At 48.9% G+C, this 24,663-nt stretch carries 19 protein-coding genes; 9 read left to right on the forward strand and 10 right to left on the reverse strand.

Going from position 1 to position 24,663, the window contains the following annotated elements:
- Positions 1 to 3: 3 nt before the first annotated feature.
- Genes mshL through CLC91_RS05055 form a run of 5 tightly spaced genes read right to left on the reverse strand, consistent with a single transcriptional unit; the run spans position 4 to position 4,154 of the window.
- The gene (gene mshL, locus CLC91_RS05035) at positions 4 to 1,653 is read right to left on the reverse strand and encodes a pilus (MSHA type) biogenesis protein MshL (RefSeq protein WP_095500077.1); all 1,650 of its coding nucleotides are present in this window, start codon (positions 1,651 to 1,653) and stop codon (positions 4 to 6) included.
- Between the two features lie 21 nt (positions 1,654 to 1,674).
- Entirely contained in the window at positions 1,675 to 2,001 is a 327-nt protein-coding gene (locus CLC91_RS05040) for an MSHA biogenesis protein MshK (RefSeq protein ID WP_095500078.1), read from the reverse strand.
- Complete coding sequence (locus CLC91_RS05045) at positions 1,988 to 2,680, reverse strand: hypothetical protein (RefSeq protein WP_095500079.1); 693 nt, start codon at positions 2,678 to 2,680, stop codon at positions 1,988 to 1,990. Before CLC91_RS05045 ends, CLC91_RS05040 begins: the two co-directional genes overlap by 14 nt.
- The gene (locus CLC91_RS05050; protein WP_095497886.1) at positions 2,677 to 3,273 is read right to left on the reverse strand and encodes a PilN domain-containing protein; all 597 of its coding nucleotides are present in this window, start codon (positions 3,271 to 3,273) and stop codon (positions 2,677 to 2,679) included. Before CLC91_RS05050 ends, CLC91_RS05045 begins: the two co-directional genes overlap by 4 nt.
- Positions 3,270 to 4,154, reverse strand: a complete 885-nt coding sequence (locus tag CLC91_RS05055) for a type II secretion system protein GspL (RefSeq protein WP_095497885.1) — start codon at positions 4,152 to 4,154, stop codon at positions 3,270 to 3,272. Before CLC91_RS05055 ends, CLC91_RS05050 begins: the two co-directional genes overlap by 4 nt.
- Positions 4,155 to 4,220: 66 nt before the next feature.
- On the opposite strand from CLC91_RS05055, the gene CLC91_RS05060 reads away from it, so the two are divergent.
- From CLC91_RS05060 to CLC91_RS05070, 3 genes are all read left to right on the forward strand, one after another.
- Positions 4,221 to 5,210 carry a 1-aminocyclopropane-1-carboxylate deaminase/D-cysteine desulfhydrase gene (locus CLC91_RS05060; RefSeq protein ID WP_095497884.1) on the forward strand — a complete coding sequence of 330 codons (990 nt, stop codon included), beginning with the start codon at positions 4,221 to 4,223 and terminating at the stop codon, positions 5,208 to 5,210.
- Between the two features lie 81 nt (positions 5,211 to 5,291).
- Positions 5,292 to 7,703, forward strand: coding sequence for a bifunctional diguanylate cyclase/phosphodiesterase (locus tag CLC91_RS05065; RefSeq protein WP_095497883.1), 2,412 nt, complete (start codon positions 5,292 to 5,294; stop codon positions 7,701 to 7,703).
- Positions 7,704 to 7,803: 100 nt separating this feature from the next.
- On the forward strand, positions 7,804 to 8,451 hold the full coding sequence (locus tag CLC91_RS05070; RefSeq protein ID WP_095500080.1) for a hypothetical protein: 648 nt from the start codon (positions 7,804 to 7,806) through the stop codon (positions 8,449 to 8,451).
- Here CLC91_RS05070 and CLC91_RS05075 read toward each other — a convergent pair whose 3' ends face one another.
- Positions 8,452 to 9,399 (reverse strand): NAD(P)H-dependent oxidoreductase, encoded by a 948-nt coding sequence (locus tag CLC91_RS05075; protein WP_095500081.1) that lies wholly within the window; start codon positions 9,397 to 9,399, stop codon positions 8,452 to 8,454. It abuts the gene before it with no gap.
- 113 nt (positions 9,400 to 9,512) lie between these two features.
- Between CLC91_RS05075 and CLC91_RS05080 the strand changes: the two genes are divergently transcribed.
- Positions 9,513 to 10,439: a LysR family transcriptional regulator gene (locus CLC91_RS05080; RefSeq protein ID WP_095500082.1), complete on the forward strand. Its 927-nt coding sequence runs from the start codon at positions 9,513 to 9,515 to the stop codon at positions 10,437 to 10,439.
- Here CLC91_RS05080 and CLC91_RS05085 read toward each other — a convergent pair.
- Positions 10,382 to 11,107, reverse strand: a complete 726-nt coding sequence (locus CLC91_RS05085) for a TetR/AcrR family transcriptional regulator (protein WP_095500083.1) — start codon at positions 11,105 to 11,107, stop codon at positions 10,382 to 10,384. The two genes, CLC91_RS05080 and CLC91_RS05085, sit on opposite strands and share 58 nt — an antisense overlap.
- Before the next feature lie 137 nt (positions 11,108 to 11,244).
- Here CLC91_RS05085 and CLC91_RS05090 point away from each other — a divergent pair, with 137 nt between their 5' ends.
- The 3 genes from CLC91_RS05090 to CLC91_RS05100 are packed head-to-tail and all read left to right on the forward strand — an operon-like array spanning position 11,245 to position 16,400.
- The gene (locus CLC91_RS05090) at positions 11,245 to 12,300 is read left to right on the forward strand and encodes an efflux RND transporter periplasmic adaptor subunit (protein ID WP_158220701.1); all 1,056 of its coding nucleotides are present in this window, start codon (positions 11,245 to 11,247) and stop codon (positions 12,298 to 12,300) included.
- Positions 12,300 to 13,343 (forward strand): efflux RND transporter periplasmic adaptor subunit, encoded by a 1,044-nt coding sequence (locus CLC91_RS05095; protein ID WP_158220702.1) that lies wholly within the window; start codon positions 12,300 to 12,302, stop codon positions 13,341 to 13,343. The genes CLC91_RS05090 and CLC91_RS05095 overlap by 1 nt, the downstream gene beginning before the upstream one ends.
- Entirely contained in the window at positions 13,344 to 16,400 is a 3,057-nt protein-coding gene (locus CLC91_RS05100) for an efflux RND transporter permease subunit (protein WP_095500086.1), read from the forward strand. It abuts the gene before it with no gap.
- Between the two features lie 608 nt (positions 16,401 to 17,008).
- On the opposite strand, the gene CLC91_RS05105 is transcribed toward CLC91_RS05100, so the two are convergent.
- The 3 genes from CLC91_RS05105 to CLC91_RS05115 form a co-directional block, all read right to left on the reverse strand.
- Positions 17,009 to 17,461 (reverse strand): hypothetical protein, encoded by a 453-nt coding sequence (locus tag CLC91_RS05105; RefSeq protein WP_095497875.1) that lies wholly within the window; start codon positions 17,459 to 17,461, stop codon positions 17,009 to 17,011.
- A gap of 341 nt (positions 17,462 to 17,802) precedes the next feature.
- Complete coding sequence (gene ssb / locus CLC91_RS05110) at positions 17,803 to 18,441, reverse strand: single-stranded DNA-binding protein (RefSeq protein WP_095497874.1); 639 nt, start codon at positions 18,439 to 18,441, stop codon at positions 17,803 to 17,805.
- 21 nt (positions 18,442 to 18,462) lie between these two features.
- On the reverse strand, positions 18,463 to 19,830 hold the full coding sequence (locus CLC91_RS05115) for an MFS transporter (protein ID WP_095497873.1): 1,368 nt from the start codon (positions 19,828 to 19,830) through the stop codon (positions 18,463 to 18,465).
- Between the two features lie 201 nt (positions 19,831 to 20,031).
- Here CLC91_RS05115 and uvrA point away from each other — a divergent pair, with 201 nt between their 5' ends.
- Together uvrA and CLC91_RS05125 are read left to right on the forward strand one after the other, a co-directional pair.
- Positions 20,032 to 22,857 carry an excinuclease ABC subunit UvrA gene (gene uvrA / locus CLC91_RS05120; protein WP_095497872.1) on the forward strand — a complete coding sequence of 942 codons (2,826 nt, stop codon included), beginning with the start codon at positions 20,032 to 20,034 and terminating at the stop codon, positions 22,855 to 22,857.
- Positions 22,858 to 23,023: 166 nt separating this feature from the next.
- The gene (locus tag CLC91_RS05125) at positions 23,024 to 24,661 is read left to right on the forward strand and encodes a DUF7467 domain-containing protein (RefSeq protein WP_095497871.1); all 1,638 of its coding nucleotides are present in this window, start codon (positions 23,024 to 23,026) and stop codon (positions 24,659 to 24,661) included.
- The last annotated feature ends 2 nt before the right edge of the window (positions 24,662 to 24,663 follow it).

A 24,663-nucleotide genomic window follows, 5' to 3' on the forward strand; every position in this document is an offset into this window, starting at 1 on the left:
TGCTTAACCCTCTTCTGGATACCAACGATCCAATAGCTGTTTTGAGCGCTCCAGCTCGTTTTTCCAGGTATCCACGCCCACAACCACAGGTTTCAGCAATATCACCAGCTCGGTCTTTTTAATTTGTTGAGATCGATTGGTAAATAGCTCACCCATAAACGGAATGTCACCTAGCAAAGGAATTTTCGATTTAAGCTCTACGTTTTCAGACTTCATCAATCCACCAATCACCACAACGTCTCCAGACGCCGCTTTAATGATGGTATCCGACTCGCGAATTTCACTTTGGGCTAATGGCAGGTTTAACTTGCTATCCGCCACGTTAATTTCTTTATTTTGCTCCTTAATGTCCACCACCGACGGATGCACGTGCAGCAACACGTTACCTTCGTTGTCAATTTGTGGCGTAACGTCTAACGCGATGCCGCTGAAAAACGGAGTCAGCTCAACCGACGGTGTGGTAATTGGGCTGGTTCCGGTGACCGTAGTTGATGATACATCGGTTACGAAATACTCATCGGTACCCACTTTAATCACCGCTTTTTGGTTATTAGCGGCAGTAACACGAGGGCTCGACAGTACGTCCACATCGCCTTGAGTATCGAGCAAGCTGATCATGCCGGCAAAGTCATTGCCGCTGAACGTCAGGCTGGTAACCCCACCTAAAGCCTGTGATATTTGATCACCAATTTCACCCTGGGTATTCGACACCACAAAGTTGGCACTACCGCCACTGCTAATGGCCAATTTTTCCCAATGAATGCCTTGTTGATAGCCATCGGATAACGTCACCTCAATGACTTTCGCCTCCAAAATCACTTGTCTTTGCAGGTGCGATTCGGCGGTTTTAATAAACTCTCTCACCTGGCGCAGCTCGTTTGGATAAGCGCGGATGGTTACCAATCCCGCCTGAGGTGTCACCACCACCTGACGGCCGTCACTGGTGGAGCCGATAATGGACTCTAGCGTACCTTGCAGCTCGGCCCAAAAATCGGTTTGGGTGCGGCTTTTAATAAAGGTGCCGTTAGTCTTATTGTTTTGGTTATCGTCGTTACTGGAATTGCTGCTATTAGAGCTGTCCGAGTTATTGTTTGAATTGGAGTTATTATTATCCCGCTCGTCACTGATTCGACCCGAATTAATGCTGGTCATACTGGTGCCGTCGCGCTGCATGTACAAATAGTTCAAAGCAAAGGTTTCGGTACGCATACCGGCTGGGAACACTCGCAAAATACGGCCATCGACATTCACTTCATAGCCGTACATGTCTTGAACCACCTGCAGTGCTTCAGACAAAGTGACGCCTTTTAAGGACAATGAGATCGTGCCACTTACTTGCGGGTGCACGGCTACACTCAGTGGTGTTCCTTGAACCAAGCTTGGGAAAAATATGCGCGCATCCAAGTCGTTAGCAGAAACATCGAAACGACGTTCACTGGCAACGCTGCCACCTAAACGATTCAATACACTTTCACCTGCCAATTCTTTTTCAAGACTGGAGGGTAAGCTTGGCGGTGGCGCTGCAGCGGTTTGCTGTTGTTGCTGAGCTTGATTAATGGCTTCTTTTGAGGCTTCAGGGTTAGGCCGATCCGTTGTTTGGCATCCCAATAAAAACACCATCAACAGCGGCGCAGTGGATTTCACCAGTGTCATATTATTTGCTTCCCCAATTCCCTAGTTATCGACGACTGCTGTAAATAAGGTCAATACCCGACCATTATCCAAGCTGACTTGATTTTTATTAATGCGATTAATTCTTGCCGAGCCCACTTGCTGGCCCAGCTTATACGATTTGTTATTAATAATGGCCACTCGCTGCGAGCCCACTTCTACAATAGCGTTTAACGTTAGTGACTGGCTGCGTACCGTACTCGAGTGCGATGACTGACCATAACCAAACGCCGGCTTGGTTGGGTCTTTTAGCGTGGCACTCGCCGCTTCAAAGGAGAGCATCAATATCGCGATGGCCGTGAGTTTAAGTAATGATTTAATTGGCAACACGAATAAACTCCTTATCCAAGCTAACACTGTATACTTCTATTTCCATCTCTGCTTTTGGATGGCTCAGCACTCGGTAGTTCAACCCGTACCAATACAAATTTTCCGGCAAAGCTTCCACTTCAGAGAGAAACTTCAACAAGGAAAAATAATCGCCAACTAACGTCAATTTGATGCCGTGGGAATATAAATCCAATGCCGCACCAGGCGCTGGTTCAGAGGCCTCGTCGGTTTCCGCCGACGCCGTTAAGCTGGTGGCATCAAGTATCGACGTTGGCGGTAGAGTTTGCAGCGCCGTCAGTTTTACCCCTTTAGCCTTGCTGAGAACGCTGGCCAATAGCTCAGGCATGTACTGTGGCTCAACCATGTCAATCATTTCGGATTGCAGTTGCTCCTCTAACGCCTGAGATTTGGCTTCAATGGATTTAAGCTTGTTTTCAAATGGCGTGTTTGGGTTTTGGTTAAGGCGCAACTCAAAGGCTTGCGATTGTTGCTCAAGCAACGCGGTTTCATTCAAGGCACTGTCGATGCGTTTTTGCTCGTCAAACAGCTTGGTGGTTTGGGTATCGATGGCCGACAAACCAATGGCAAAAATTAGCACCGCAACGCTTAAGCCAATGAGCCCTCGTTCGCGCTGGCTTAAGCCATCGAACTTTTGTCGGTATTCATTAACGATGCTCATTGGCCAGCCTCCTTGTCAACACTGGTTAACTCGAATACTAGCCCTCTATGATCTTTTGATTCCATCGAAATACTGGAAAAACCCACGCCCTGCAAGCTACTGGCACTGCTGAGCTGGTCTATCCACAACGGCAGACTTTGACCACTGCTTGCCACCCCTTCAAAGCGAAAATGACCTTCGCTGGCATAGATTTCAGTGAGCCATAAATCTTTTCGGTGTACCGAGGCCAAATCCGTAAGTAATCCAGAAAAACCTTGACTGGCAAGCGCCGAACGATCGCTTAATTCTCGAATGAGCAATTGCTGTAGCTCTAATTGGCGTTCTTTTCGATTGACTAACTCCACCAGTTTTTCAGAAGGCTTGTGCGCTACCAGCTGCTCTTTAAGTTGTGCATGACGTTGCTGCACTTGCTCGAATTTAAGCTGAGCCATTTTGCGCTCTTCTTGCGCTTTGAGTACCTGCCAATTAACCAATACGTATATCAACACCAGCAAGAACACACTGGCTATCGCAGCAAGTATCATGCGGTCAAAACTGAGCCTGAGTGGTTTTGGAAAAAGGTCTGGAGTAACTAAGTTAATACGGGATTTCATGACAACCCCTCCCGTTGCAGTTCCATGAGCGCCATCTTAGCCATAGCCTGAGACACATTGTCGTTTGCGACTTGCTTAACGGGCTGAGAAAAATTCTGACTGAGCAAGGGTTGTAACACGTCACCATTATCGTCTAATAACAGCTCTATGCTGCTCACGGCAGACAGTCGACTTTGTGCTTCGAAGAAATCCATTGAACGTTGAATTTCTAAGGTTAACCGTTGTGCTGTTTCGGCCGCGACCGTCTCTCCACTGATCTGCAATTGCTGTTCAAAACCACGCAGTCTGCGTTGCATGTACAGCTCACCTTGTTTAATGACAGTCAGTAGAAGCTCGTGACCAGTATGCTGACTGAGTAAGAGCTTGGCCGTTTCGTCGCCACTGAACAGGTTACTTAAGGCTATCTCTTCTACCAAAATATGACTTATGGTGATGGATTGTGCTTTGGCATCGAGCAGCAGCCGTTGCAGCCAAGAACGACTTACCACCACCACATTGATTTTGTTGGATACGGTTTCTGGGGGAATAAAGTAGTCATAATGAATATCACTGACATCCAGTTGTACCAGATCTTTGATTAACCACAATAGCGATTGATGCAGCTCATCATTGGGTACATTAGGGCGCTCCACCGTAACCACTTCATAATGCGGCGGTGCTAAAACCAATGCCGCTTCAACTTTACCCATTCGCTCTCGAAGTGCGGCGAACGCTGGCTGAAAATCTTGATCCACCACCTGTACCTGCTCAACGATTTGAGGGGCGTCGGTTGTAGGCGCGAGGTACCCAGTTAAATGATCGTCACTCAAAAACAAACCGGCTTGTTGAGTCGGACCAGAGCGCTCCCAAAACTTTAACTTCTGCAACAAAGCTTTATCCATAAGCTGTCACAAACTCCCAATAAATTGTTATGTGTTATTATCTTGTGATTATTATTTCGTACTAAAATGAGTGCCCAATTGCTTAATAATGATTGTTTTTTTGAGCTATCTCAACCTTCTTTGCTCACCAGAATAACCCATCCAGCGCTGAATTCCCACAATGTTAGCCTATGGTTAAAACGGGACGATTTAATTCACAACTGGGTATCCGGAAATAAATATCGAAAATTGAAATACCATTTACGCCATGCCGCTCAACAAGGAAACCAGGGGATCGTCAGTTTTGGCGGTGCTTTTTCAAATCATTTGCACGCCGTCGCCGCCATTACCAAAGCCAACGGGTTGTATTCGGTTGGCATTATAAGAGGTGAATACGACCCGAATAATCCAACCTTATTGCAACTGCAAAAACTGGGCATGAAGCTTCATTTTGTATCGCGGCAACACTATCGACAACGGCATTTAGCCGAATATCAGCAAACCTGGCAGCAACGATATCCCGACGCGTTAGTCGTGCCAGAAGGCGGCAGCAGTCAATATGCGCTGCCTGGCGTTGCTGAAGTGGTTAGCGAGCTTCGCCAGCAACTCGGGCATTTCGACAGCTTGGTTACTGCCGTGGGCAGTGGCGGTACTTTAGCTGGCCTAGTTTACGGGGTGCAAAAGAACCGGCTAACTCCGGTTAACTGCGTCGGCTATTGCGCCATTAAAAACGGCGGTTATTTAACCCAAAACATCGATGATCTTCTCACTCAAATGAATGCCAAAACTGGCGGTTATCGATTGCAAACCGATTATCATTGCAAGGGCTTTGCCAAGGTCAGCGACGAGCAGCTCGCCTTTATCGAAGACTGGCATCAACAGACCAACATTGCCATTGACCCAATTTACACCAGCAAAATGTTATTAGGTTTGTTCAGTGATATTGAGCAAGGCATGTACGACAATCAAACCGTGGTCGCTCTTCACACAGGCGGTCTGCAAGGCTGGCAAGGTATGCAGTATCGAGGCATGGCAAAAAGTGGATTAGCCATACCCCCATTCGACAAACTGTGTTAGCTTAGCGCTATCGCTGTCACTCTATTTAGCCGTTTTTGTGACGATTAAGGATTAATCGATATAGTCAGCAAAGGGACGCGAGTGCCGTTAAAGTACAAAATATTCAGCTCAATTGTCATGGTGGTGGCGGCATTCATTGTGCTGGTGAATATTGCCGTAAGTACCATGGTAGACCGACTTGTAGAAGAGCAAGCGGTTGCGACTATGGACCGTGCCGTGGTGGCTACCGAGCGCTACGAGCACCAACGACAACAGCTGCTGACCTCCATCGCCCAACTCACAGCAAATTCAAGTTACCTTCGTGGTGTGCTGGTAGAAAGCTATCGTAATAACGCCTTACCGACCATTAACCCGCTAAAGCTCACCCGCTCATCTTATGCGCCCTTACTATTAATAATTAACAGTGAAGCAGAGCTGCTGTTTGATAATCAAAACGCGCAAAGTGTGGGAGATGATTTATCCTTGCTGCCCGGCGTTAACGCTGCGCTTAGAGGCGTCAATTATACCGGCTACTGGAATTTCGAAGGCCGAATTTATCAGGTTTCAGTGGTGCCGAGCAAAGTATCCGACACCACCGTGGGCGCGGTCATTAGTGGCTATCAAATGGCCACCCCCGAGCATATGAAGACCATGGAGCAAGTCACTGGCGTTAGCACCTTCTTTTTGCAAAACGACCGAGTAACGCGACTGGAAAACAACGCCTTACCTTTGGTGCACATTGTGGCCCAAATTCGAACCCAAGGCATGCCTGCTCTAAAAACCAACAGCGGCTATCCCGTCAGTTTCGTCAACATTCATGGTAATAAATATTACTTATTGTTTTTGCCATTAAGTCAGCCGGATACCGATATTGTCTTAATTCACGCCGCCGATCCTGCTGAAACCAGCATAGGCCCCATTCGCAATATCACCATCATCAGCAGTACCATCACCCTAGGGCTGGGGATTTTGGTAAGTTGGTTACTCGCCATGCGCATTAGCCGACCAGTGAAACAGTTAACCGACGCCGCCCGAGTGTTTGGTGATGGCAATTTAAACTACCGTGTAAAATTGGACTCCGATGACGAGATTGGACGCTTGGCCAATGCCTTTAACAACATGGCCAATGACCTACAAATCCAAGAAGAAAAAGCCATCGATTTAGCCTATCGAGACACCTTAACTAACCTGCCCAACCGTCGCCACTTTAACGAACAGCTTAACCGTTTGGTGCGCTTGGCTCGCCAAGAAAACCGCCAAATCGCGCTGTTGTTCATTGATCTGGATAACTTTAAGCGCATTAACGACTCGCTGGGCCACTCCGCAGGTGATGAACTGTTGCGCCAACTCTCAGAAAGACTGGCCGCCATTATTCGCAGCAGCGACTACATATCGTGGTCGGTGGACCGCAACGCCAAGGTCCAAATCAGTCGCTTAGGAGGGGATGAGTTTACGGTAATAATCGACAGAATTCGCGATGCTCAGTGCGTCAGTGCCATTGTAACTCGTGTGCGAGCTGTGTTTAACGAGCCCTTTGACCTAAACGGTCATCAAGTCACCATGACCGCCAGCATTGGCATTTCCATGGCTCCGCAAGATGGGGTGGACAGCGAGTCGCTTATGAAGCATGCCGATTCCGCTATGTACGCCGCCAAACAGAGCAACAACGCCAAAGTACAATTTTTCGCCCCCGAAATGGAAGCCAAAGAAATTCGGTTGCTCAAGCTTGAAAGCGACATTCATCGCGCCATCAAGCAACAGCAATTCAGTGTTCATTATCAGCCCTTTGTTGATCTTAAGAACAATCGAATCATTGGCGCAGAAGCTCTAGTGCGCTGGTATCACCCCAAAAATGGCATTATTTATCCAGACCAATTTATTGAGCATGTAGAAAAACTCGGTGTCATTGTTGAGCTGGGTGATTTTGTGCTGCTCAGCGCCTGTAAGCAATTTGCCGCTTGGCGGCGAGCCGGTTTTGACTTAGAGAAACTGTCGGTAAACGTGTCGTCGCTGCAACTACAACACCCTAAGTTTTTAGAGCGCTTTAGGCACATATTACAGTTCACCGGGTTGCCGGCTCATTGCATTGAGATTGAAATCACCGAGAGCGTATTGGTTGGCGACGCTAAGCGTACCATTCGCCTGTTCCGAGAATTGCAATCCATGGGTGTGCGCATTGCCATCGATGATTTTGGCACCGGCTATTCGTCACTCAATTATTTGAAGCAGTATCCGATCAACGTACTGAAAATTGATAAAAGCTTTATTGCGGAAATTATCGATGCCTCGCCAAACTCGGGCTTAGTGTCAGCGATTATTGCCATGGCGCAAAGCCTGCGATTAGACATCGTTGCCGAAGGGGTTGAAAACGATTGGCACGTGCATTATTTACAACAAAAGCAGGTCAATATTGTCCAGGGATACTTTTACAGCAAACCGCTGCCCCCACAGGATTTTGAGCAACTGCTAGAAACCCCGAACTTGCCCAAGCATAAAGCCGTAGCAACGCATTAATGAGGTAACAACAGCATCACGTTAATTTGTTGTCGATCACTAAGCTTTAGCATGGTTTGTAGTAAGCTGCTTAGCCTTAGCAACGGATTGGCCTAACTGCATGATTATAAATAACAATAAATCGGCCTTAGCAATGGCTGTGTTGGCGACCTTACCCAGCTTGGTATTGGCACAAACCCAGCCCGCTCAAGTGCAATCTCACCTCAGCCTCGGCAATCAATTCACCGAAGTTCCAAAAAATGGCATGCAAAGCTATTTTGGCGGCCTGTACAACAACAGCGAACACAAAAAGCTGTTGGGTGTTTATCTGGATGGCAAATGGCAGTTTCAGCAAAAGCTGTTTGTACAAGTTAACTATGATAAAACCACCCGCACGTCCACCACATTAAGCCAAGGTTATTATGGCTTAGGCATTACTCTGCCGTTTGTTGATGACAGCCACTGGTTCGGCTCAATAGGCTATGCAAGCTACAAAGCTAAGCGAGAAACCAACACCAAGCCCCGCCGAGATAACGATGGTGGAGGAGCTTCGGCAGAAACAGGGCTTATCATCCCGATGAACCCTCGCTGGCAAATGGAAACCAGCTATCGATTCGCTGATTTTGAAGGCAGCGGCCAGCATCAGCTGAACTGGAACAATCAAATTTTATTAGGCAATCATTCCGCTATTGAAATCAACTTTGCCTATCGAGACTGGCAAAGCCTCAATCAAGTCAACTATCAACTGGGCTACCGCTATCGCTTTTGATTAATTAAGCACGTCAACTTGGTAACGGTTCAGCTTAACGTGGCCATCGGCTGATAGGCTGAACTGCCAATCTTCATTAACCAACAGGTTAATGGCTTCGCCTTGGGGCGTTTCACCCACAGCTCGAACGCGCAATTGCACCTGATAGCGACCATCTTGCTCGGTGACCTCACCAATTTGCTCTAGAGTATGCTGTGCGCCCGGCATAAAGCTGGCTCGAGCGAGCTGGTACCAATCTCTAAAGCCGCTGGCGCCAGAGAATTCGCCTTCGGGCATGAGCATGCTAAAGTCATCCGCCAGCAAGGCTTCAAAAGTGTCGGTAGACTCAGGCAAGGCATCCATCATGGCAAACCACTGCTTAGCGAATTCGCTCACTTTTGCTTGTGGCGATTGAGTAACCTCGTTGATGGCAGCAATCAAACGCTCACTGTGTTCATTGGCGCGACTCTCCACTTCTTCTAAGGTGTTATAAACCCCAGGAATGTACACCATGCGATGAGTATAAACCGGCTTGTGGAAGGTCATGCCCGCTAAATAAGCGGTTTGCTGCAACGGCTTAATCAACTCATCAATGGAGAAATGATTGTAACCTAATGGCTGATACGACTCTTCGGGACCACCAATGGTAAAGGATAAAAACAACTGCTTGCCTTGAAGCTTGTCGCCCCTAGAGCCATAGGCAAAATCGTAGGCAAACACATCATCAATCCACTTTTTAAGCACTGCCGGCACCGAGTACCAGTAAAATGGGAATTGCAGAACCACCACATCGGCGCTTAGCAAGGCTTGTTGTTCAGCGGCGACATCAAACTGGTAATTTGGCGCGATTTGGTCGAGACGACGCACTTCAATATCGCTAATATTCTGCTCAAGTGACGCTAAAATTTGAGTATTACAGTTTGAGCTTTCTAGATTCGGGTGACCCGAAATAACAACCACTTTAGACATAACAATTTCACCAGTTACTGTTCATTCTCTATTCAATGACTGCATTATGCCTAGCCTAACTATTAGTTAATAGATACAATTTGGCTATTCTTTAATTAGCTAAAGGCTAACTCATGTCCACCAGCTTCGCTCAACTTAAAGCTTTTTATACCGTTGTTGAACAGGGCAGCCTTGCCAAAGCCGCCCGCGCCCTCAGCATGGCACCGCCATCACTGAGCAAATCATTGCGACTGTTAGAGAAAAACATAGGCTTAAGTTTGTTCGATCGCAGCAGCAATAAGCTGGTGCTCACCGAAGCGGGACAGCTGTTGTATCAATCCAGTAAGCCCCATACCCAGCAGCTAGAACACGCCATTGCCCGCGTGCAAGATCTTGACAGCGAGCCTTCCGGTAGCGTGCGCATTAGCTTGCCAAGATTGGCTCATCAAATGATTTTTGGGCGACTGTTTGCCGAGTTTTGTCGGCTGTATCCACAAATTCAATTGGAGATCTCTCTTAACGACGCCACCATCGACATTGTTGAAGAGGGCTTTGATTTTGGTATTCGCTTTGGTGATCGAGTATCACTGGGCATGGTGGCTAAGCCTCTTACCGGCAATCTTACCGAAGCGGTTTTTGCCAGCCCCGAGTATATCGCTAAACACGGAATGCCACAGACGCTAGAGGAACTGGCTCAACACAAAGTGGTGCAGTATCGTTACATCGCTTCCAATCAATTGGTGGCCTTTAAATTGATGCAAGAGGGCCAAGAGGTGAGCTTAGAGCTAAGCCCTGCCATTATTGTGAACGACACCGATTTAGTGATTGATGGCGCCTTACAACATTTAGGCATTGGCCGCATGCTCGCACCTTTGGTGGCGCCGCATTTTGCAAAAGGGACACTGTTACCTGTGCTAAAAAGCCATTGGTATGATTACCCTGGGTTGTATTTGTATTACCCGCAGCATAACCGCCAATTCAAGCGCCTACGGGTATTCATTGATTACCTAACGAAGAACTTATCGCAGTCGGTGAAGCCGGCCACCTCGGGCACGAGCTGAGCCAGAGTTAAAGCGGGTAAACGTTGTTCTTCTGTAATATCAAATTGCTGAGCAACATCCTGCTCGTAGAGTTTCCAATGCTCAAGTAAAGCCTGCTCATCGCTCATCTGCGGCCAGGCTGAGCCCATAAACGGCCTAAAGGCTACCGCGCCACCAGAATGTATTAGAAAACGCCACATTAACTGACCAGGGTTATCGGCCAACTCTGTAATCAAATCCGGCATGTCAGTAAACGCTTTATCCACTAATTCGAGAATATGAGCAGAGTAGGCTTGCTCGCCCTCACCTTCGTTTTGAGGATGATGAATGTAGTCGAGCATGATCTGGCACAACTGCGGCTTCATCAACATAAACGCCATGAAATGGCATAAGTATCGATACAAACGCTGATTATTAGTTAGAGAAGGCGAGATAGCGTCTTCCAGTGCTTTTCCATAGCCATTCACGAAGCTATGAATTTCATCAATAATGGCTCGCCACACTTGCTCTTTAGGACCAAAATAGTGACGAATTAGGCTGTGGGTAACGCCCGCCTTCTCACTGATGTCGCGAATGGACACCTGATTATAGCCTTTCTCACAAAACAGTACGGCGGCACTGGTTAATATGTCCAGCTTGGTTTGCTCTGCTTCTTGAGCACTGCGTCGCCCTTGCTTTCGTTGCGCCATGTTATCCCCACAATCAATTTCGCCCCAGATGATAACACCATCTTGATCAGATTTTTACTATACAAATGTAAAATATATTGATTTATTGAGATAGTCGCGATTATACTGCACGAATGTACAATAAGAGTAATTTCTTTGTGAAACCTACCTATCTCATCCTAATTAGCACACTGAGTGCGGCATTGCTGGGTTGCGGACAATCTCAGTCACAGACGCTGGCTGACCCGTCCTCCAAGCCGGTTAAGCTCACCCAAGTTCAATTCAACTCCAGTACGCCCTATCAGCAATTAGTGGCTGAAGTAACCACGACCACGCCAACGCCCTTGTCATTTAGAGTCGGCGGAGAGCTGCAATCCATAATCGTTGAAATGGGGCAAACTGTGGAGAAAGGCCAGCTACTGGCACAACTCGATCCTACCGATTTTGAGCTGAATCTCGAGGCCACTCGCATTCAGCGCGACCAAGCGAAAGCAAGCTTTGCCCGTGCTCAGCAATTATTTACGCAACAGCTGGTTAGCAAAGACGCCTTTGACCAAGCCGAAAGCGCTTATCAACAAGCGCAAGCCGCGGTTGAACAAGCGCAAACCGATTTGAGCTACAGCAAAATTTACGCCCCCTTTAGCGGCGTCATCACCTTACGTCATGCCTCTACCCATCAGGTGTTAGGCCCTTATCAACCTTTGTTTACCTTAGTTGATAATCATCACCAGCAAATCTCTAGCTGGGTGCCCGTCACCATTGCCAGCCGCCTGCGCGGTCAACAGCCTGAGTTAGCCTTTGTCAGTGATACTCAACCCAAGCATCCAATGCCCGCTCATCTGGTTAAAGTGGCCAGCGAGCCGGATGTGGACACCAACACCTATCAGGTGACCTTAGCCATCGATACCGACCTTGCTTTGAAACCCGGCCACAGCGGAGAGCTGCAAATTTATTGGAACGACAGCGCCACACAGGTGTCGCCGATACCTCATGGTGCCTGGATTAGCCTTGAGCAAAATAATGCTGAACAACACGGAGAAGTGTGGCTGTTCGATAGCCAAACGCAAACCATCAGTCGTCGCCACGTGACCCTAGATACCGTCACTAATACCGTGACCGGGCTTAAGAACGGCGACTGGGTCGTTAGCAGCGGCGTGCAACAGTTATCAGAGGGACAAAAAGTTCGCCCATGGACACGGGAGCGAGGTATTTAATGAAAACTCACATTACCATGCTGCTTAGCTTAAGTTTGCTAAGCGGCTGTTTCGACACCAAAGCCCCTAGCTCTGTGCCGCCTTTGCAGCTCACCAGCTTCACTGTAGGCAAACCTATCGTTCATTCGCCACAGGCTTATATTGGTGTCACCATTACCGCCGAGCACACGCCGCTGGCTTTTTTAAACGAAGGCAGTTTAACGGCGCTCAAGGTAAACCCGGGCGACACCGTCCAACAGGGGCAAGTGCTGGCTCAGCAAGACGTTATTCGAATAACCCAAGAGCTTACCGAGCTCAAAGTGCAACACCAGTTAGCTAAGCAGCAACTTCAGCGTGCGCGCTCACTGCAACAAAGTGCAATGATGGCGGATAGCGAATTTGACGACATTAACAGCCGTTATCAACTGCTGGATACTCAGCTGAAACTGCTCAACCGACGTCTAGAGCAACGCCAACTGATTGCGCCTTTTAACGGCGTTATCGCCAGTGTTAATAAAGAACAAGGGGAAAACGTCAACGCCGGGGAAACTGTATTGGCTCTGTATCGAATTGACCGCACTCAGATTGACCTAAGCCTCAGCGAATCGCAATTAGCCAGCATTGCTCCCACGCTGGGCCAAAGCGCACAAGTCACCGCCGAAGGCGCCACTACAAGCTTCCCCGCTAAGGTGCTTTTGTGGTCCGAGCAACCCACCAACGCCCGCGGCAGCTATTTGCTGCGCCTTGAGCTTAATGAGCCGCAGCCTTCATTGCTGCCCGGCACCTCGATGCAGGTGCAACTAAGTCCGCAAGCCACCACGGCAAACGCCAGCTACCTGATTCCCAGCAACGCCCTCGTGGCCAACGAGCAACACGGCGATTTTAGCGTGTGGCTTTATCAGCAAGGCGCGCTGCACCAGCAAGCCGTTACGGTAAGCGCCATTACCCAAGCCGGCGCGCAAATTAGCGCTGGGCTGCAGCCGGGTGATCGCATCATCACCAATCAGCTGTCTAAATTGACGCAGCAACGGGACTTTACCCTAATTAACGAGGCAGCCCAGTAAATGAACATTGCCAATTACTCCATTAATAACCGCGTGATCAGCTGGATGGTTATCCTGATTTTGATTGTGGGCGGAATTACCTCGTTCAGTAACTTGGGGCGCCTCGAAGATCCAGCGTTTACCATTAAAGAAGCGATGATCGTCGCCAACTACCCTGGTGCTACACCGCTGGAAGTTGAAGAAGAGCTTACCTACCCGCTGGAAAAAGCCATTCGCCAATTGCCGTACGTGAATTTCATTAGCTCCACCACCTCCGCCGGACAAGCGCAAATTATGGTGAGTATGGGCATGGAATACGGCCCCGATGAATTGCCGCAAATTTGGGATGAAATGCGCCGTAAAATCAACGACCTGCGCCCAAGCCTTGCCCAAGGAGTCACGGACATATCCATTTTGGATGACTTTGGCGACGTGTTTGGCATGTCGCTGGTGCTCACCGGCAAGGATTACTCCTACCCAGAGCTTAAGCGCTACGCCGACTTTTTATCCCGCGAGCTGGAGTTGGTGGATGGCGTTGGCAAAGTGGATATTAGCGGCCAGCAACAAGAACAAATGTTTGTGGAGCTGTCTAACGAGCGCTTAACCGCGTTAAACCTTGATGCCAATACCGTAATGGGGCTGATTCAAACGCAAAACGCGGTAACGGCTGCTGGCCAAGTGATGCTGGCAGGAGAGCGGCTGCGCATTCGTCCGAGTGGCGAGCTGACCACGGTTGAACAGCTGGAAAACCTGATTATCCATGGTCGCGATACCGGCAAACTGATTCGCCTAAAAGACATTGCCCACATAAGCCGCGGTATTGCCGAAACCCCACAAAACATAGTGCGCTTTAACGGCCAGCCAGCGCTTAACATCGGCGTTGCCTTTGCCGCTGGGGTTAACGTGGTCAAAATTGGTGACGCCATTCATCAGCGCTTAGCCGAACTGGATAACCAGACCCCGGCCGGCATGCAGGTACAAGTGTTTTACGACCAGGCACAGGAAGTCTCCAACTCGGTAGATGGCTTTATTGTCAGTTTGGCTCAAGCGGTGGGCATTGTGATCATCGTACTGCTGTTTGCCATGGGGCTTCGCAGCGGTTTGCTGATTGGCGCCGTGCTGCTGCTCACCGTTTTTGGTACCTTCATTTTGATGGACTACAACCAAATTGAGCTGCATCGCATCAGCCTTGGGGCCTTGATTATTGCACTGGGAATGTTGGTCGATAACGCCATTGTAGTGGTGGAAGGCATCTTGGTGGGGCTTAAAAAAGGCCTGTCTAAGCGCGCCGCGGCCGCCGCCATTGTTAAGCAAACCCAATGGCCGTTATTGGGTGCTACCGTGATTGCCATTACCGCATTTGCGCCTATTGGGCTGTCACAAGATGCCACCGGTGAGTTTATGGGCTCGCTGTTTTGGGTGCTGTGTTTTTCGCTGTTTTTAAGTTGGGTAACCGCCCTGACCTTAACCCCGTTTTTAGCGGAAAAATTTCTGAAAAACAACACACAGAAAGTCAACGATGACGAGCTGTATCGAGGCGTCATCTTTAGCTTATTTAAAGGCACGCTGGTGCTAGCCCTGCGCTATCGTAAGCTGGCGATTGTCGCGTTGGTAGGACTGTTAGCCTCAGCTATTGTAGGCTTTGGCTCGGTTAAACAGCAGTTTTTCCCAGTGTCTAACACCCCCATTTTCTACGTTAACATTTGGCTGCCGGAAGGCACCGACATCCGCCAAACCACAGCGGTTAGCCACAACATTGAGCAGTACGTTAGCAGCTTAGATAAGGTGGAATATGTCGCCACCACTGTTGGTCAAGGTTGGCAGCGCTATTCACTGACCTATCAGCCTGAATTTGCCTACAGCTCCTACGCTCAATTGTTGGTTCGCAGCCAAGACTTAGAAGGTATGTTTGACATTATCGCTACTCTGGATAAAGAGCTGCCATTGCGTTTTCCAAACGCCGATTATCGCATGCAAGTGGTGGAGTACGGTCCATCACCCGCCGCAAAAATTGAAGCTCGAGTAACCGGCCCCAACATCAACACCTTGCGCGACATCGCCGCAGACTTAGAAGTCATCATGGCCTCTGACAGCGGCGCCCGTAACGTGCGCAATAACTGGCGCGATCGCAGTAAGATTTTGATACCGCAAGTGAACGAGTCCAAAGCTCGCCGCTTAGGTATATCTAAACAGGAAGTGTCGTCACTGCTGAGTATGGCCTATGGTGGCGCTAACATTGGCGTTATCAGAGACGGCACCGTGACTCTGCCCATTGTGGCTCGGCTGGCCGAGCACCAGCGCAATGACATGGATACCTTGTCACAATTGCAACTCTTCAGCCCAGTACTGCAACGCTATGTACCCATTGAGCAGGTGGTAGACGCGGTTAACTTAGACTGGGAAGACTCCATTATTAAGCGGCGCGATCGCAAGCGAGAAATTTCGGTGATGGCGGATCACGACATTCTCAGCGACGAAACCCCAGCGGTGCTGTTTAACCGCTTGCAACCTTTGGTAGAAGCTTACCCCATGCCCGAAGGCTACGAACTTAGCTGGGGTGGTGAATACGAAGCGGAAGCCGACGCTCAAGAAGCGCTGGGCGCCGCCATGCCATTGGGCTATTTGCTGATGTTCATCATCACGGTGTTTTTATTTAACTCGTTTAGAAAACCTTTGGTGATTTGGCTAACAGTGCCGCTGTCCATCATTGGGGTGAGCTACGGCTTGCTGCTAACCGGCCTGCCCTTTAGCTTTACCGCGTTGCTGGGCTTGCTCAGTCTCAGTGGCATGATTTTAAAGAACGGCATTGTGTTAATGGACCAAATTAACAGCGATTTAAGCGCCGGCAAATTGCCTTACAATGCCGTTATCGACAGCGCCATGAGCCGAGTAAAACCCGTAAGCATGGCGGCGCTGACCACCATACTGGGGTTAAGCCCATTGGTAAGCGATCCCTTCTTTGGCTCCATGGCAGTAACCATCATGGCAGGGTTAGGCTTTGCCACCGTGCTGACCTTGGTGGTGGTGCCTTTGCTGTTTGCTACTTTTTATGGGGTTAGGGTGGAGGAATCAAGCTAAGGAAGGGGTACCAAACAGATATCACAAATATAATGTTTTAGTTAAACTTTACCCACATTGCTGGCTCTAATTTGGTGAATACAAACAAGGCTTCAAAACCGTCGTAATGAAGCCTTTCAGCAAAGGGGTTATGTATGTGGGAATTCATGTTTTTGTGTGCAGGGTTAGTTTTTATCGCATGGCTCTTGGGTGAGTTAGATTAACGGCTTCGATTTAGCTAGCCATCCACCCAATGAGCATGAACACTAATCCCAACATCCATTTCAAGTTAAAACCTGCTAATACCGGACTAGAAGGAATCACTGTCGTACTTTTAATCGTGGATAACTTAAACTCCCACGCTTTTTGAAATGCCAGTGTCCACTTCTTCTTTGGTGAGTCGTGAAATCCACCAACCGTGGTACCAGGTAGAGAAGATTAGAAATGTAACTATAAGAATCGTATACAAAATCATGGGCTAATAAATAAACTCTTTGGCTGTTTTTAGCATAGTAATGTATGAGGGGAACGATGCTCAATTATGATGAAATAAAGAGCATCCCGCTGAGATGGATCGAAACCACTTTAATTGCAAAAAAAGCGTCTTGGATAATCTGGCCGATTCAGCTTTAACCTAATTTTAGGTATATACGAACCAATAATTTATCTGCCAAATACGTTACGAAAAACAATATCACCGTATTAGCAAGTACTTCAACGTTGCTTAAAGTAAACATTAGCCGTGATATAACATCAGGCGAGGCACCTAGCTTTATATAAAGACAGTACAAAGGCGGAAAAAAATAAAGTACCTTTGAGTTTATGCTAAGCAGCTTTGCTGCCGCTCCCAAAACTACACCAATATTTAAGACAGCTAGAAAAAATATCAGCAAAATTGACTCTATTGCGTGCAATATTGGGTATTGGTAATGGAATGGCTGTGCGGCTGCAAAACCATAAATAACCATCATAATAATATAAAAATAATAGTTAGCTACCACTACAAAAATCGTATTTTTAAAAAATAATTTGAAGTTAGACTTTTCCAGTGGGTGTTCTATACCATGAACAATCAAACTCATTATTGCTCCTTAAGGTTATATATTAAGTCATGCTTAATTGGGCAACTCAAACATGACTTAGTGCCTAAATTTTATTTAGAACCTTATCCACTCACAAACTGGAGTACCACCATCAATCGAGGTGCAGGCAAAGACACCTCCGCCTCCAGCCAATGGAGTTGAGCCTATGGAGCTAACGGGGGGCGGGGTTTCCATTTGAATCTACGGCAGTTCCTTGAAGGTAGTATAGATTAAAGTTCCCCTAAAGATAGTTCAATAAATTTTAAATTCGAAGTGTAAAAAACAAAAAACCCAGCTTTTACGCTGGGTTTTCATTAGCTAAATCTGACTAAAACCGTCAATTAGAACGGGATGTCGTCGTCCCAGCCATCATCCAAATCTGGGGTGTGATTTTGCTGCTGTTGCTGAGGCTGCTGAGCTGGGCGCTGTTGTTGCTGATTGCCACCAAAGCCACCTTGATTGCCTTGACCGCCCTGCTGGCCGCCGAAGTTTTGCTGAGGTGCTGCTGGCTGAGCGGGTGCAGGCTGGCGCGGTTGCGCTGGTGCGCCGCCACCTTGTTGGAAGCCACCTTGACTGCCGCCTTGATTTTGCGCCGGTGCGCCGTAGCCACCGCCTTGACCTTGACCGCCCTGACCGCCTTGGCCACGGCTATCCAGCATTTGCATTTCGTTGGTCACAATTTCTGTGGTGTACTTATCTTGACCGTTTTGGTCTTGCCACTTACGGGTTTGCAAGCGACCTTCTAGATAGACTTTTGAGCCTTTTTTAAGGTACTCGCCGGCAATTTCCGCTAAACGACGGTACATCACAATGCGATGCCACTCAGTACGCTCTTGCTGTTGACCTTGTTGATCTTTCCAAGACTCGCTGGTTGCTACGGTAAAGTTAGCAACTGCATTGCCGTTAGGCATGTATCTGACTTCGGGATCGCCACCCAAATTTCCTACAATAATTACTTTATTGACGCCGCGACTGGCCATTGTTTACTCCAGTTTATTTTACTAATCGGTAGAGCCTAACACAGCTCTTGCTTGGCTTAAATCGAATTGATCATCAACCTTTAAATAAGCCGCATTTTCTTCTAAAACTACGATGGCTTCAACCACCCCGTTAAGGCCGTTGAGCTCGGTTAACAGTGCCTGCGCCTGAGCTTTGTCAGTCACATTGGCGGTTAAGGTAAAGGTCTTTAACAGTTTAGGCGTTTGCATGCCCATGGTCAGCACTAACCAAACAATCAGTAACAGTGCTCCCCCAAAAAACACTCCGCTGGCTCCTACCATTTGGTAGGCTCCGCCGCCAAGCAAGCCCCCTAAAAACGCGCCCAAGAATTGGCTGGTCGAATACACTCCCATGGCCGAGCCTTTCTCGCCGGTTGGGCAAAACTTGGAAATTAAGCTGGGTAAGCTGGCTTCTAAGAAGTTAAAGCCAATAAAGAACATCAGCAACGCCGCCGCCAACGCCCACAAGCTATGAGGCAAATAGCCCATGAGCAACAAGGCCGCCACCATCATGGTCAGCGCAAACTGGAAGGTCGCTTTCATGGCGTTGCGCTTAACGCTGTAGATAATCAGCGGCACCATCAGCAAAAACGCTCCCACAAAAGCTGGGAAATACAGCTGCCAATGGCGCTCTTTAGCCAACCCCGCATCCACCAAGTCCAGTGGCAGCGCCACAAACACCGCCGTCAGTACTAGGTGCAATATCAAAATGCCCACATCCAGGCGCAGCAACTGCGGGTCTTTTAGCATTTTCAGCAGGCGCGCCGGTGCCGGCGTAGTGTCGCCACTGGGTGCTTTGCCAATGGGACTTGGAATCAACAAGCCCACCACGGCTATGCCCACCAGCGCAAAGGCCGCCGTTAGGTAAAACAAGCCGCTCAAGCCCACCTGCGCCGCCACGATAGGACCTATAATTAACGACAGCGCAAACGACAAGCCAATGCAAGCGCCAATAATGGCCATTACCTTAGTGCGTTGCTGGTCGCGGGTTAAATCCGCCGCTAACGCCAGAACCGCCGAGGCAATGGCGCCCATGCCTTGCATGGCTCGGCCTAACACCACGCCATAAATGGTATCGGCATTGGCAGCAATAATGCTGCCGAGCGCAAACACCGCCAGCCCCATTAGAATCACCGGCTTGCGGCCAATTTTGTCCGACAAAATGCCCATGGGAATTTGCAATAAGGCTTGGGTTAAGCCGTAAGCGCCAATGGCAATCCCTACCCACAAAGGCGAAATGCCTTCTAAATAGGTTCCGTACAGCGCGAACACAGGCAAAATCATAAATAAGCCCATCATTCGCAACCCAAAGACACTGGCTAGAGAAAACGCAACTTTGCGCTCCAGACCCGACAGTCCGTTCGCCGACATGAATTACTACCCCATAGAAAATTTGCATTGCTAGATTGAGCACAACCTAACAGGATTTTTATCGTTTGTATGTGGAAAGTTACCAGAATAATAGTGATCCAAAAAGCCAGTTCGTGCGATACTGAATGTTTTACGGTTTATTGCCTAAGCTCGTAGCATAAAAGATTCGAAACATAAAAGATTCGATGGATAAGAGGTTCGATGGATAAGATAGACGTACGCGGTGCTCGCACCCACAACCTAAAGAACATAAATCTCACAATCCCCCGAGATAAGCTGATTGTGATTACCGGCCTATCTGGCTCCGGCAAAAGCTCGCTGGCGTTCGACACTTTATACGCCGAAGGCCAGCGTCGCTATGTAGAGTCGTTATCCGCCTACGCTCGACAATTCTTAAGCCTAATGGAAAAGCCCGATGTGGATCACATTGAAGGCCTAAGCCCGGCCATTTCCATTGAGCAAAAGTCCACCAGCCATAACCCCCGCTCCACCGTGGGCACCATTACCGAAATTCACGACTATCTGCGTTTGCTGTTTGCCCGCGTGGGCGAGCCTCGTTGCCCGACCCATAAGCAACCGTTGGCGGCGCAAACCGTTAGCCAAATGGTGGACAAAGTGCTCGAGCTGCCCAATGAAAGCCGACAAATGCTGCTAGCGCCTGTGGTAAAAGCTCGCAAAGGTGAGCACGTCAAGCTGCTGGACAGCCTTTCGGCTCAAGGCTACATCCGCGCCCGCATCGACGGCGAAGTGTATGATCTCTCGGATCCACCGGAGCTCGACCTGCACGTGAAGCACACCATTGAAGTGGTGGTGGATCGCTTTAAAGTGCGCCCTAACATCAAACAACGCTTAGCCGAATCCATTGAAACGGCGCTTGAGCTTGCCGGCGGTGTGGTGCATGTGGTGGAAATGGGTGTAGAAGATGCCGAGCCATTGGTGTTCTCGGCCAATTTTGCCTGCCCGCATTGCGGATACTCCATGACCGAGCTCGAGCCAAGAATTTTCTCGTTCAACAACCCGGCTGGGGCCTGTCAAACCTGCGACGGTCTTGGTGTGCAGCAGTTTTTTGACGAACAACGGGTGGTCACCAACGACGAACTCAGCTTGGCCGGTGGTGCCATTCGCGGCTGGGATCGACGTAATTTTTACTATCATCAAATGTTGAGCTCGTTAGCCGAGCATTATAAATTTGACATTGAAGCGCCCTACTCGAGCCTGTCGGCCAAAGCTAAGAAGGTGATTCTTTACGGCAGCGGTCGCGACAAAATCAATTTCCGCTACATGAATGACCGCGGTGATGTGGTGACTCGCAATCACCCTTTCGAGGGCATTCTTAACAACATGGAACGACGCTACCGTGAAACCGAGTCCAATTCGGTGCGGGAAGAGCTGATTAAGTATGTTTCCACTCAGTCCTGTAAAAGCTGTGGCGGCAGTCGTTTGCGTGAAGAGGCCCGCAACGTTTTTATTAACGATGTGAATTTACCCGACGTTAGTCAGTGGTCCATCGGTCAAGCGTTCGATTATTTCGAAGGCCTTGAGCTAACCGGTCAACGTGCCCAAATTGCCGCTAAAATTCTAAAAGAGATTGGCGATCGCTTAGGCTTCTTGGTGAACGTGGGTCTGAATTACCTCACCCTTTCCCGCAGCGCCGAAACCTTATCGGGCGGCGAAGCGCAACGCATCCGCTTGGCATCGCAAATTGGTGCAGGCCTAGTAGGGGTTATGTACGTGCTGGATGAGCCGTCTATTGGTTTGCATCAGCGCGACAACGAGCGCCTGCTCAAAACCTTGATTCACCTGCGGGATTTGGGCAATACCGTGCTGGTCGTAGAGCACGATGAAGACGCCATTCGTTTAGCGGATCACATCATTGATATTGGCCCAGGTGCCGGCGTTCATGGCGGCGAAGTAGTGGCCAGTGGCAGTCTTGACGATATTCTAAAAAGTAAGCAATCACTTACTGGCCAGTATTTGTCGGGCAAGAAATCCATTGCGGTACCAACTAAGCGTACCGCTAACGATCCTAAGCAGCAAATTCAGCTGTTCGGCGCCAGCGGTAACAACCTTAAGAACGTCGATTTATCCATTCCGGTGGGGCTGATGACCTGTGTTACCGGCGTGTCCGGCTCGGGCAAGTCCACCTTAATTAATGACACCTTCTATAAAATTGCCCACCGCGCCTTAAACAAAGCGGTGAACGATGAGCCGGCGCCTTATACCAAGGTCACCGGCATGGAATTGTGCGACAAGGTGGTGGACATAGACCAAAGCCCCATTGGTCGCACACCGCGCTCGAATCCCGCCACTTACACCGGCATTTTTACACCGATTCGGGAATTGTTTGCCGCCACCCAAGAAAGCCGCAGTCGCGGTTACAAACCGGGCCGCTTCTCGTTTAACGTAAAAGGCGGTCGTTGCGAGGCGTGTCAGGGCGATGGCGTGATTAAGGTCGAAATGCACTTTTTGCCCGACGTTTACGTGCCCTGCGATTCCTGTAAAGGCAAGCGCTATAACCGCGAAACCTTAGAGGTACTTTATAAAGGTAAGAGCATTCATCAGGTGTTAGACATGACGGTTGAAGAGGCCCGCAGCTTCTTTGATGCAGTACCCGCCATTGCCCGTAAACTGCAAACCTTAATGGATGTGGGGTTGAGCTACATTCGCTTAGGACAAAGCGCCACCACTTTATCCGGCGGTGAAGCGCAGCGGGTTAAGCTGGCTAAAGAGCTGTCCAAGCGCGATACCGGCAAAACCTTGTACATTCTTGATGAGCCCACCACCGGCTTGCACTTTAAAGACATTCAAATGCTTTTAGACGTGCTGCATCGTTTGCGGGATCACGGCAACACCATTGTTGTGATTGAGCATAACCTAGACGTCATTAAAACCGCCGACTGGATTGTGGACTTAGGCCCAGAAGGAGGCTCTGGCGGCGGCGAAATCTTAGTGACCGGCACTCCAGAGCAAGTGGCGCAGTGTAAAACCTCCTACACGGCGCAGTTCTTAAAGCCGCTGCTTAATTAACGCCAGTCGAAAAAAACGAATAGCCAGCACTTTAGCTGGCTATTTTTTTTACCGTTTTACCCCCACTTTAAAAAACCCCTCAAACTGTGCAGGTTTAACTATACTTACTAGCCTTAACGAGTCACAACTCATTCCGAAAGCTCAGTTACGAGCGAAGGAGCACAATATGACACAACAACAACGACATGGTTCTCAAGTGTTCGCTGCCTTGGTAGCGTTGAGTTTTTGCATCACGCTTTTTAGTAAACCCGCGAACGCCGACGGTAACGAACGTCTGCAAGTTCCCGATGACCCCGACATTCAAGCCGCGCTGGCGGCCGGTAACAAAATTCGCATTGCTGGTACCGGTTTGCACTCAGATACCTACCCCGGCAGTGAAGGCACCATTGAGATTATGCTTAACCAAGGTGAAACCGTAGAGCGAGTTTTACTGTATTGGCAAGGCTTTACCTGCTACGAGGGTAACGCCACCCCGGAGTATGACTACAGCATTAATGTGCGAAAAGAAGGGCAGGCGGTTGCCACCGAGTACACCACTGACCGTCCCATTGGCGAGCATGTTGCTGACGACAGTGGTGCCGACGTCACCCCAGTTCGTTCCTTTTATAATGGCTACAGTGCCGTTATGCGTTATGACTTAACAGATGAGAATCTAATTACCCAAGGTAATAACGTCATTCATTTAAGCGGACTTGATGACTTTAGGATCCGCTGGAACGCCGATGATCCGGTTAAATGTTATGGCGATGATGGTCGCAACGGCGCCGGTATATTGCTTATCTACAGCGATGGCAGCGATTCCAACGTACAACTGGTGGATGGCCACGACGCTGCGTGGTGGCAGCGTGGCGGCTCGCTCGGGCGAACCGTTCCCGTTCGCTATGACTTCACTGCCAGTAATAACGATCGCTACGCCGATCTTTCTATGTTCATTTCCAGCGTTGAAGGCAGTCAAAGTGGTTCTGATAGACCGTCAGTGATAGCTATTAAAGTCGGTGATGACCCAGCAGACGCCATTTACGACGTCGACATTTTACAAAGCAACAAAGGCCTAGAGTGGGATGATTACATTAAGAGTGTTCGCATTCCTGCAGGCGTTTCATACATCGAAGTAGAAATTGAATCGGCTACCATGCCCGCAGGCGACTATTCTTCCAACGATGACGCTCTGCCCGACCCGGCCTCGTTTGTATGGATAGCTTCTGGCTTGTCGACGCCGCAAGACTCTATTGAAGTGTGCGAATGTCGCCCTAAAGCACTTACTTTCCGCTACGTGGGCGGCAGTTGCGACGCATCGCAACATCATCAAGATGATAAGTTTAGCTGTGACGGCATGGTCCCTAACGGCAGTAACATCGAGGTAATGGCCTTCAGTTCTCGAGGTAAAAGCGGTAAGGCGGGTAAAAGCGAAACGGAAATGGAGATTCTCAACGCTTCGGTAAATCCTGGTGGCTACTTCACCATTAATGCCACCGAAAAAGGCCGTTTGCCCGCGCAAGCTGAAATTAAGCTGGTAAGTGGTGACTATGAGCAGCTGCTGGATATTCATGTTTCTTGCTCTGTGCCACTCGCCCTTGGTGACCAGTTTGGTGCGGTGGTATTAGACAGCTTTGTTGCTGGAGATCAATGCGGTGGTGGTAACAAGTGTAAAAAGCACGATCACAAACACAAACAGCCTAAGAAGCCCAAAGGCAAGAGTGAAAAAGGCAAGAAAGGCAAAAAAGGCAAAAAGCCTCACGACCACAAGCATGAACATAAGCACAAGCATGAGCACGGGCCGAAAAAGCAGGGCGGTAAAAAGTAACC

This window comes from Paraferrimonas haliotis (assembly GCF_002282895.1).
GTDB classification, from domain to species: Bacteria; Pseudomonadota; Gammaproteobacteria; order Enterobacterales; family Shewanellaceae; genus Paraferrimonas; species Paraferrimonas haliotis.

Excerpts from the sequence above, each read along its gene's own strand:
- CLC91_RS05050 (WP_095497886.1), bottom strand. The coding sequence starts at position 3,273 with ATGAAATCCCGTATTAACTTAGTTACTCCAGACCTTTTTCCAAAACCA.
- CLC91_RS05095 (WP_158220702.1), top strand. The coding sequence starts at position 12,300 with ATGAAAACTCACATTACCATGCTGCTTAGCTTAAGTTTGCTAAGCGGC.
- CLC91_RS05080 (WP_095500082.1), top strand. The coding sequence starts at position 9,513 with ATGTCCACCAGCTTCGCTCAACTTAAAGCTTTTTATACCGTTGTTGAA.
- mshL (WP_095500077.1), bottom strand. The coding sequence starts at position 1,653 with ATGACACTGGTGAAATCCACTGCGCCGCTGTTGATGGTGTTTTTATTG.
- CLC91_RS05105 (WP_095497875.1), bottom strand. The coding sequence starts at position 17,461 with ATGAGTTTGATTGTTCATGGTATAGAACACCCACTGGAAAAGTCTAAC.
- uvrA (WP_095497872.1), top strand. The coding sequence starts at position 20,032 with ATGGATAAGATAGACGTACGCGGTGCTCGCACCCACAACCTAAAGAAC.
- CLC91_RS05045 (WP_095500079.1), bottom strand. The coding sequence starts at position 2,680 with ATGAGCATCGTTAATGAATACCGACAAAAGTTCGATGGCTTAAGCCAG.
- CLC91_RS05055 (WP_095497885.1), bottom strand. The coding sequence starts at position 4,154 with ATGGATAAAGCTTTGTTGCAGAAGTTAAAGTTTTGGGAGCGCTCTGGT.
- CLC91_RS05100 (WP_095500086.1), top strand. The coding sequence starts at position 13,344 with ATGAACATTGCCAATTACTCCATTAATAACCGCGTGATCAGCTGGATG.
- ssb (WP_095497874.1), bottom strand. The coding sequence starts at position 18,441 with ATGGCCAGTCGCGGCGTCAATAAAGTAATTATTGTAGGAAATTTGGGT.
- CLC91_RS05125 (WP_095497871.1), top strand. The coding sequence starts at position 23,024 with ATGACACAACAACAACGACATGGTTCTCAAGTGTTCGCTGCCTTGGTA.
- CLC91_RS05060 (WP_095497884.1), top strand. The coding sequence starts at position 4,221 with ATGAGTGCCCAATTGCTTAATAATGATTGTTTTTTTGAGCTATCTCAA.
- CLC91_RS05115 (WP_095497873.1), bottom strand. The coding sequence starts at position 19,830 with ATGTCGGCGAACGGACTGTCGGGTCTGGAGCGCAAAGTTGCGTTTTCT.
- CLC91_RS05075 (WP_095500081.1), bottom strand. The coding sequence starts at position 9,399 with ATGTCTAAAGTGGTTGTTATTTCGGGTCACCCGAATCTAGAAAGCTCA.
- CLC91_RS05085 (WP_095500083.1), bottom strand. The coding sequence starts at position 11,107 with ATGGCGCAACGAAAGCAAGGGCGACGCAGTGCTCAAGAAGCAGAGCAA.
- CLC91_RS05070 (WP_095500080.1), top strand. The coding sequence starts at position 7,804 with ATGATTATAAATAACAATAAATCGGCCTTAGCAATGGCTGTGTTGGCG.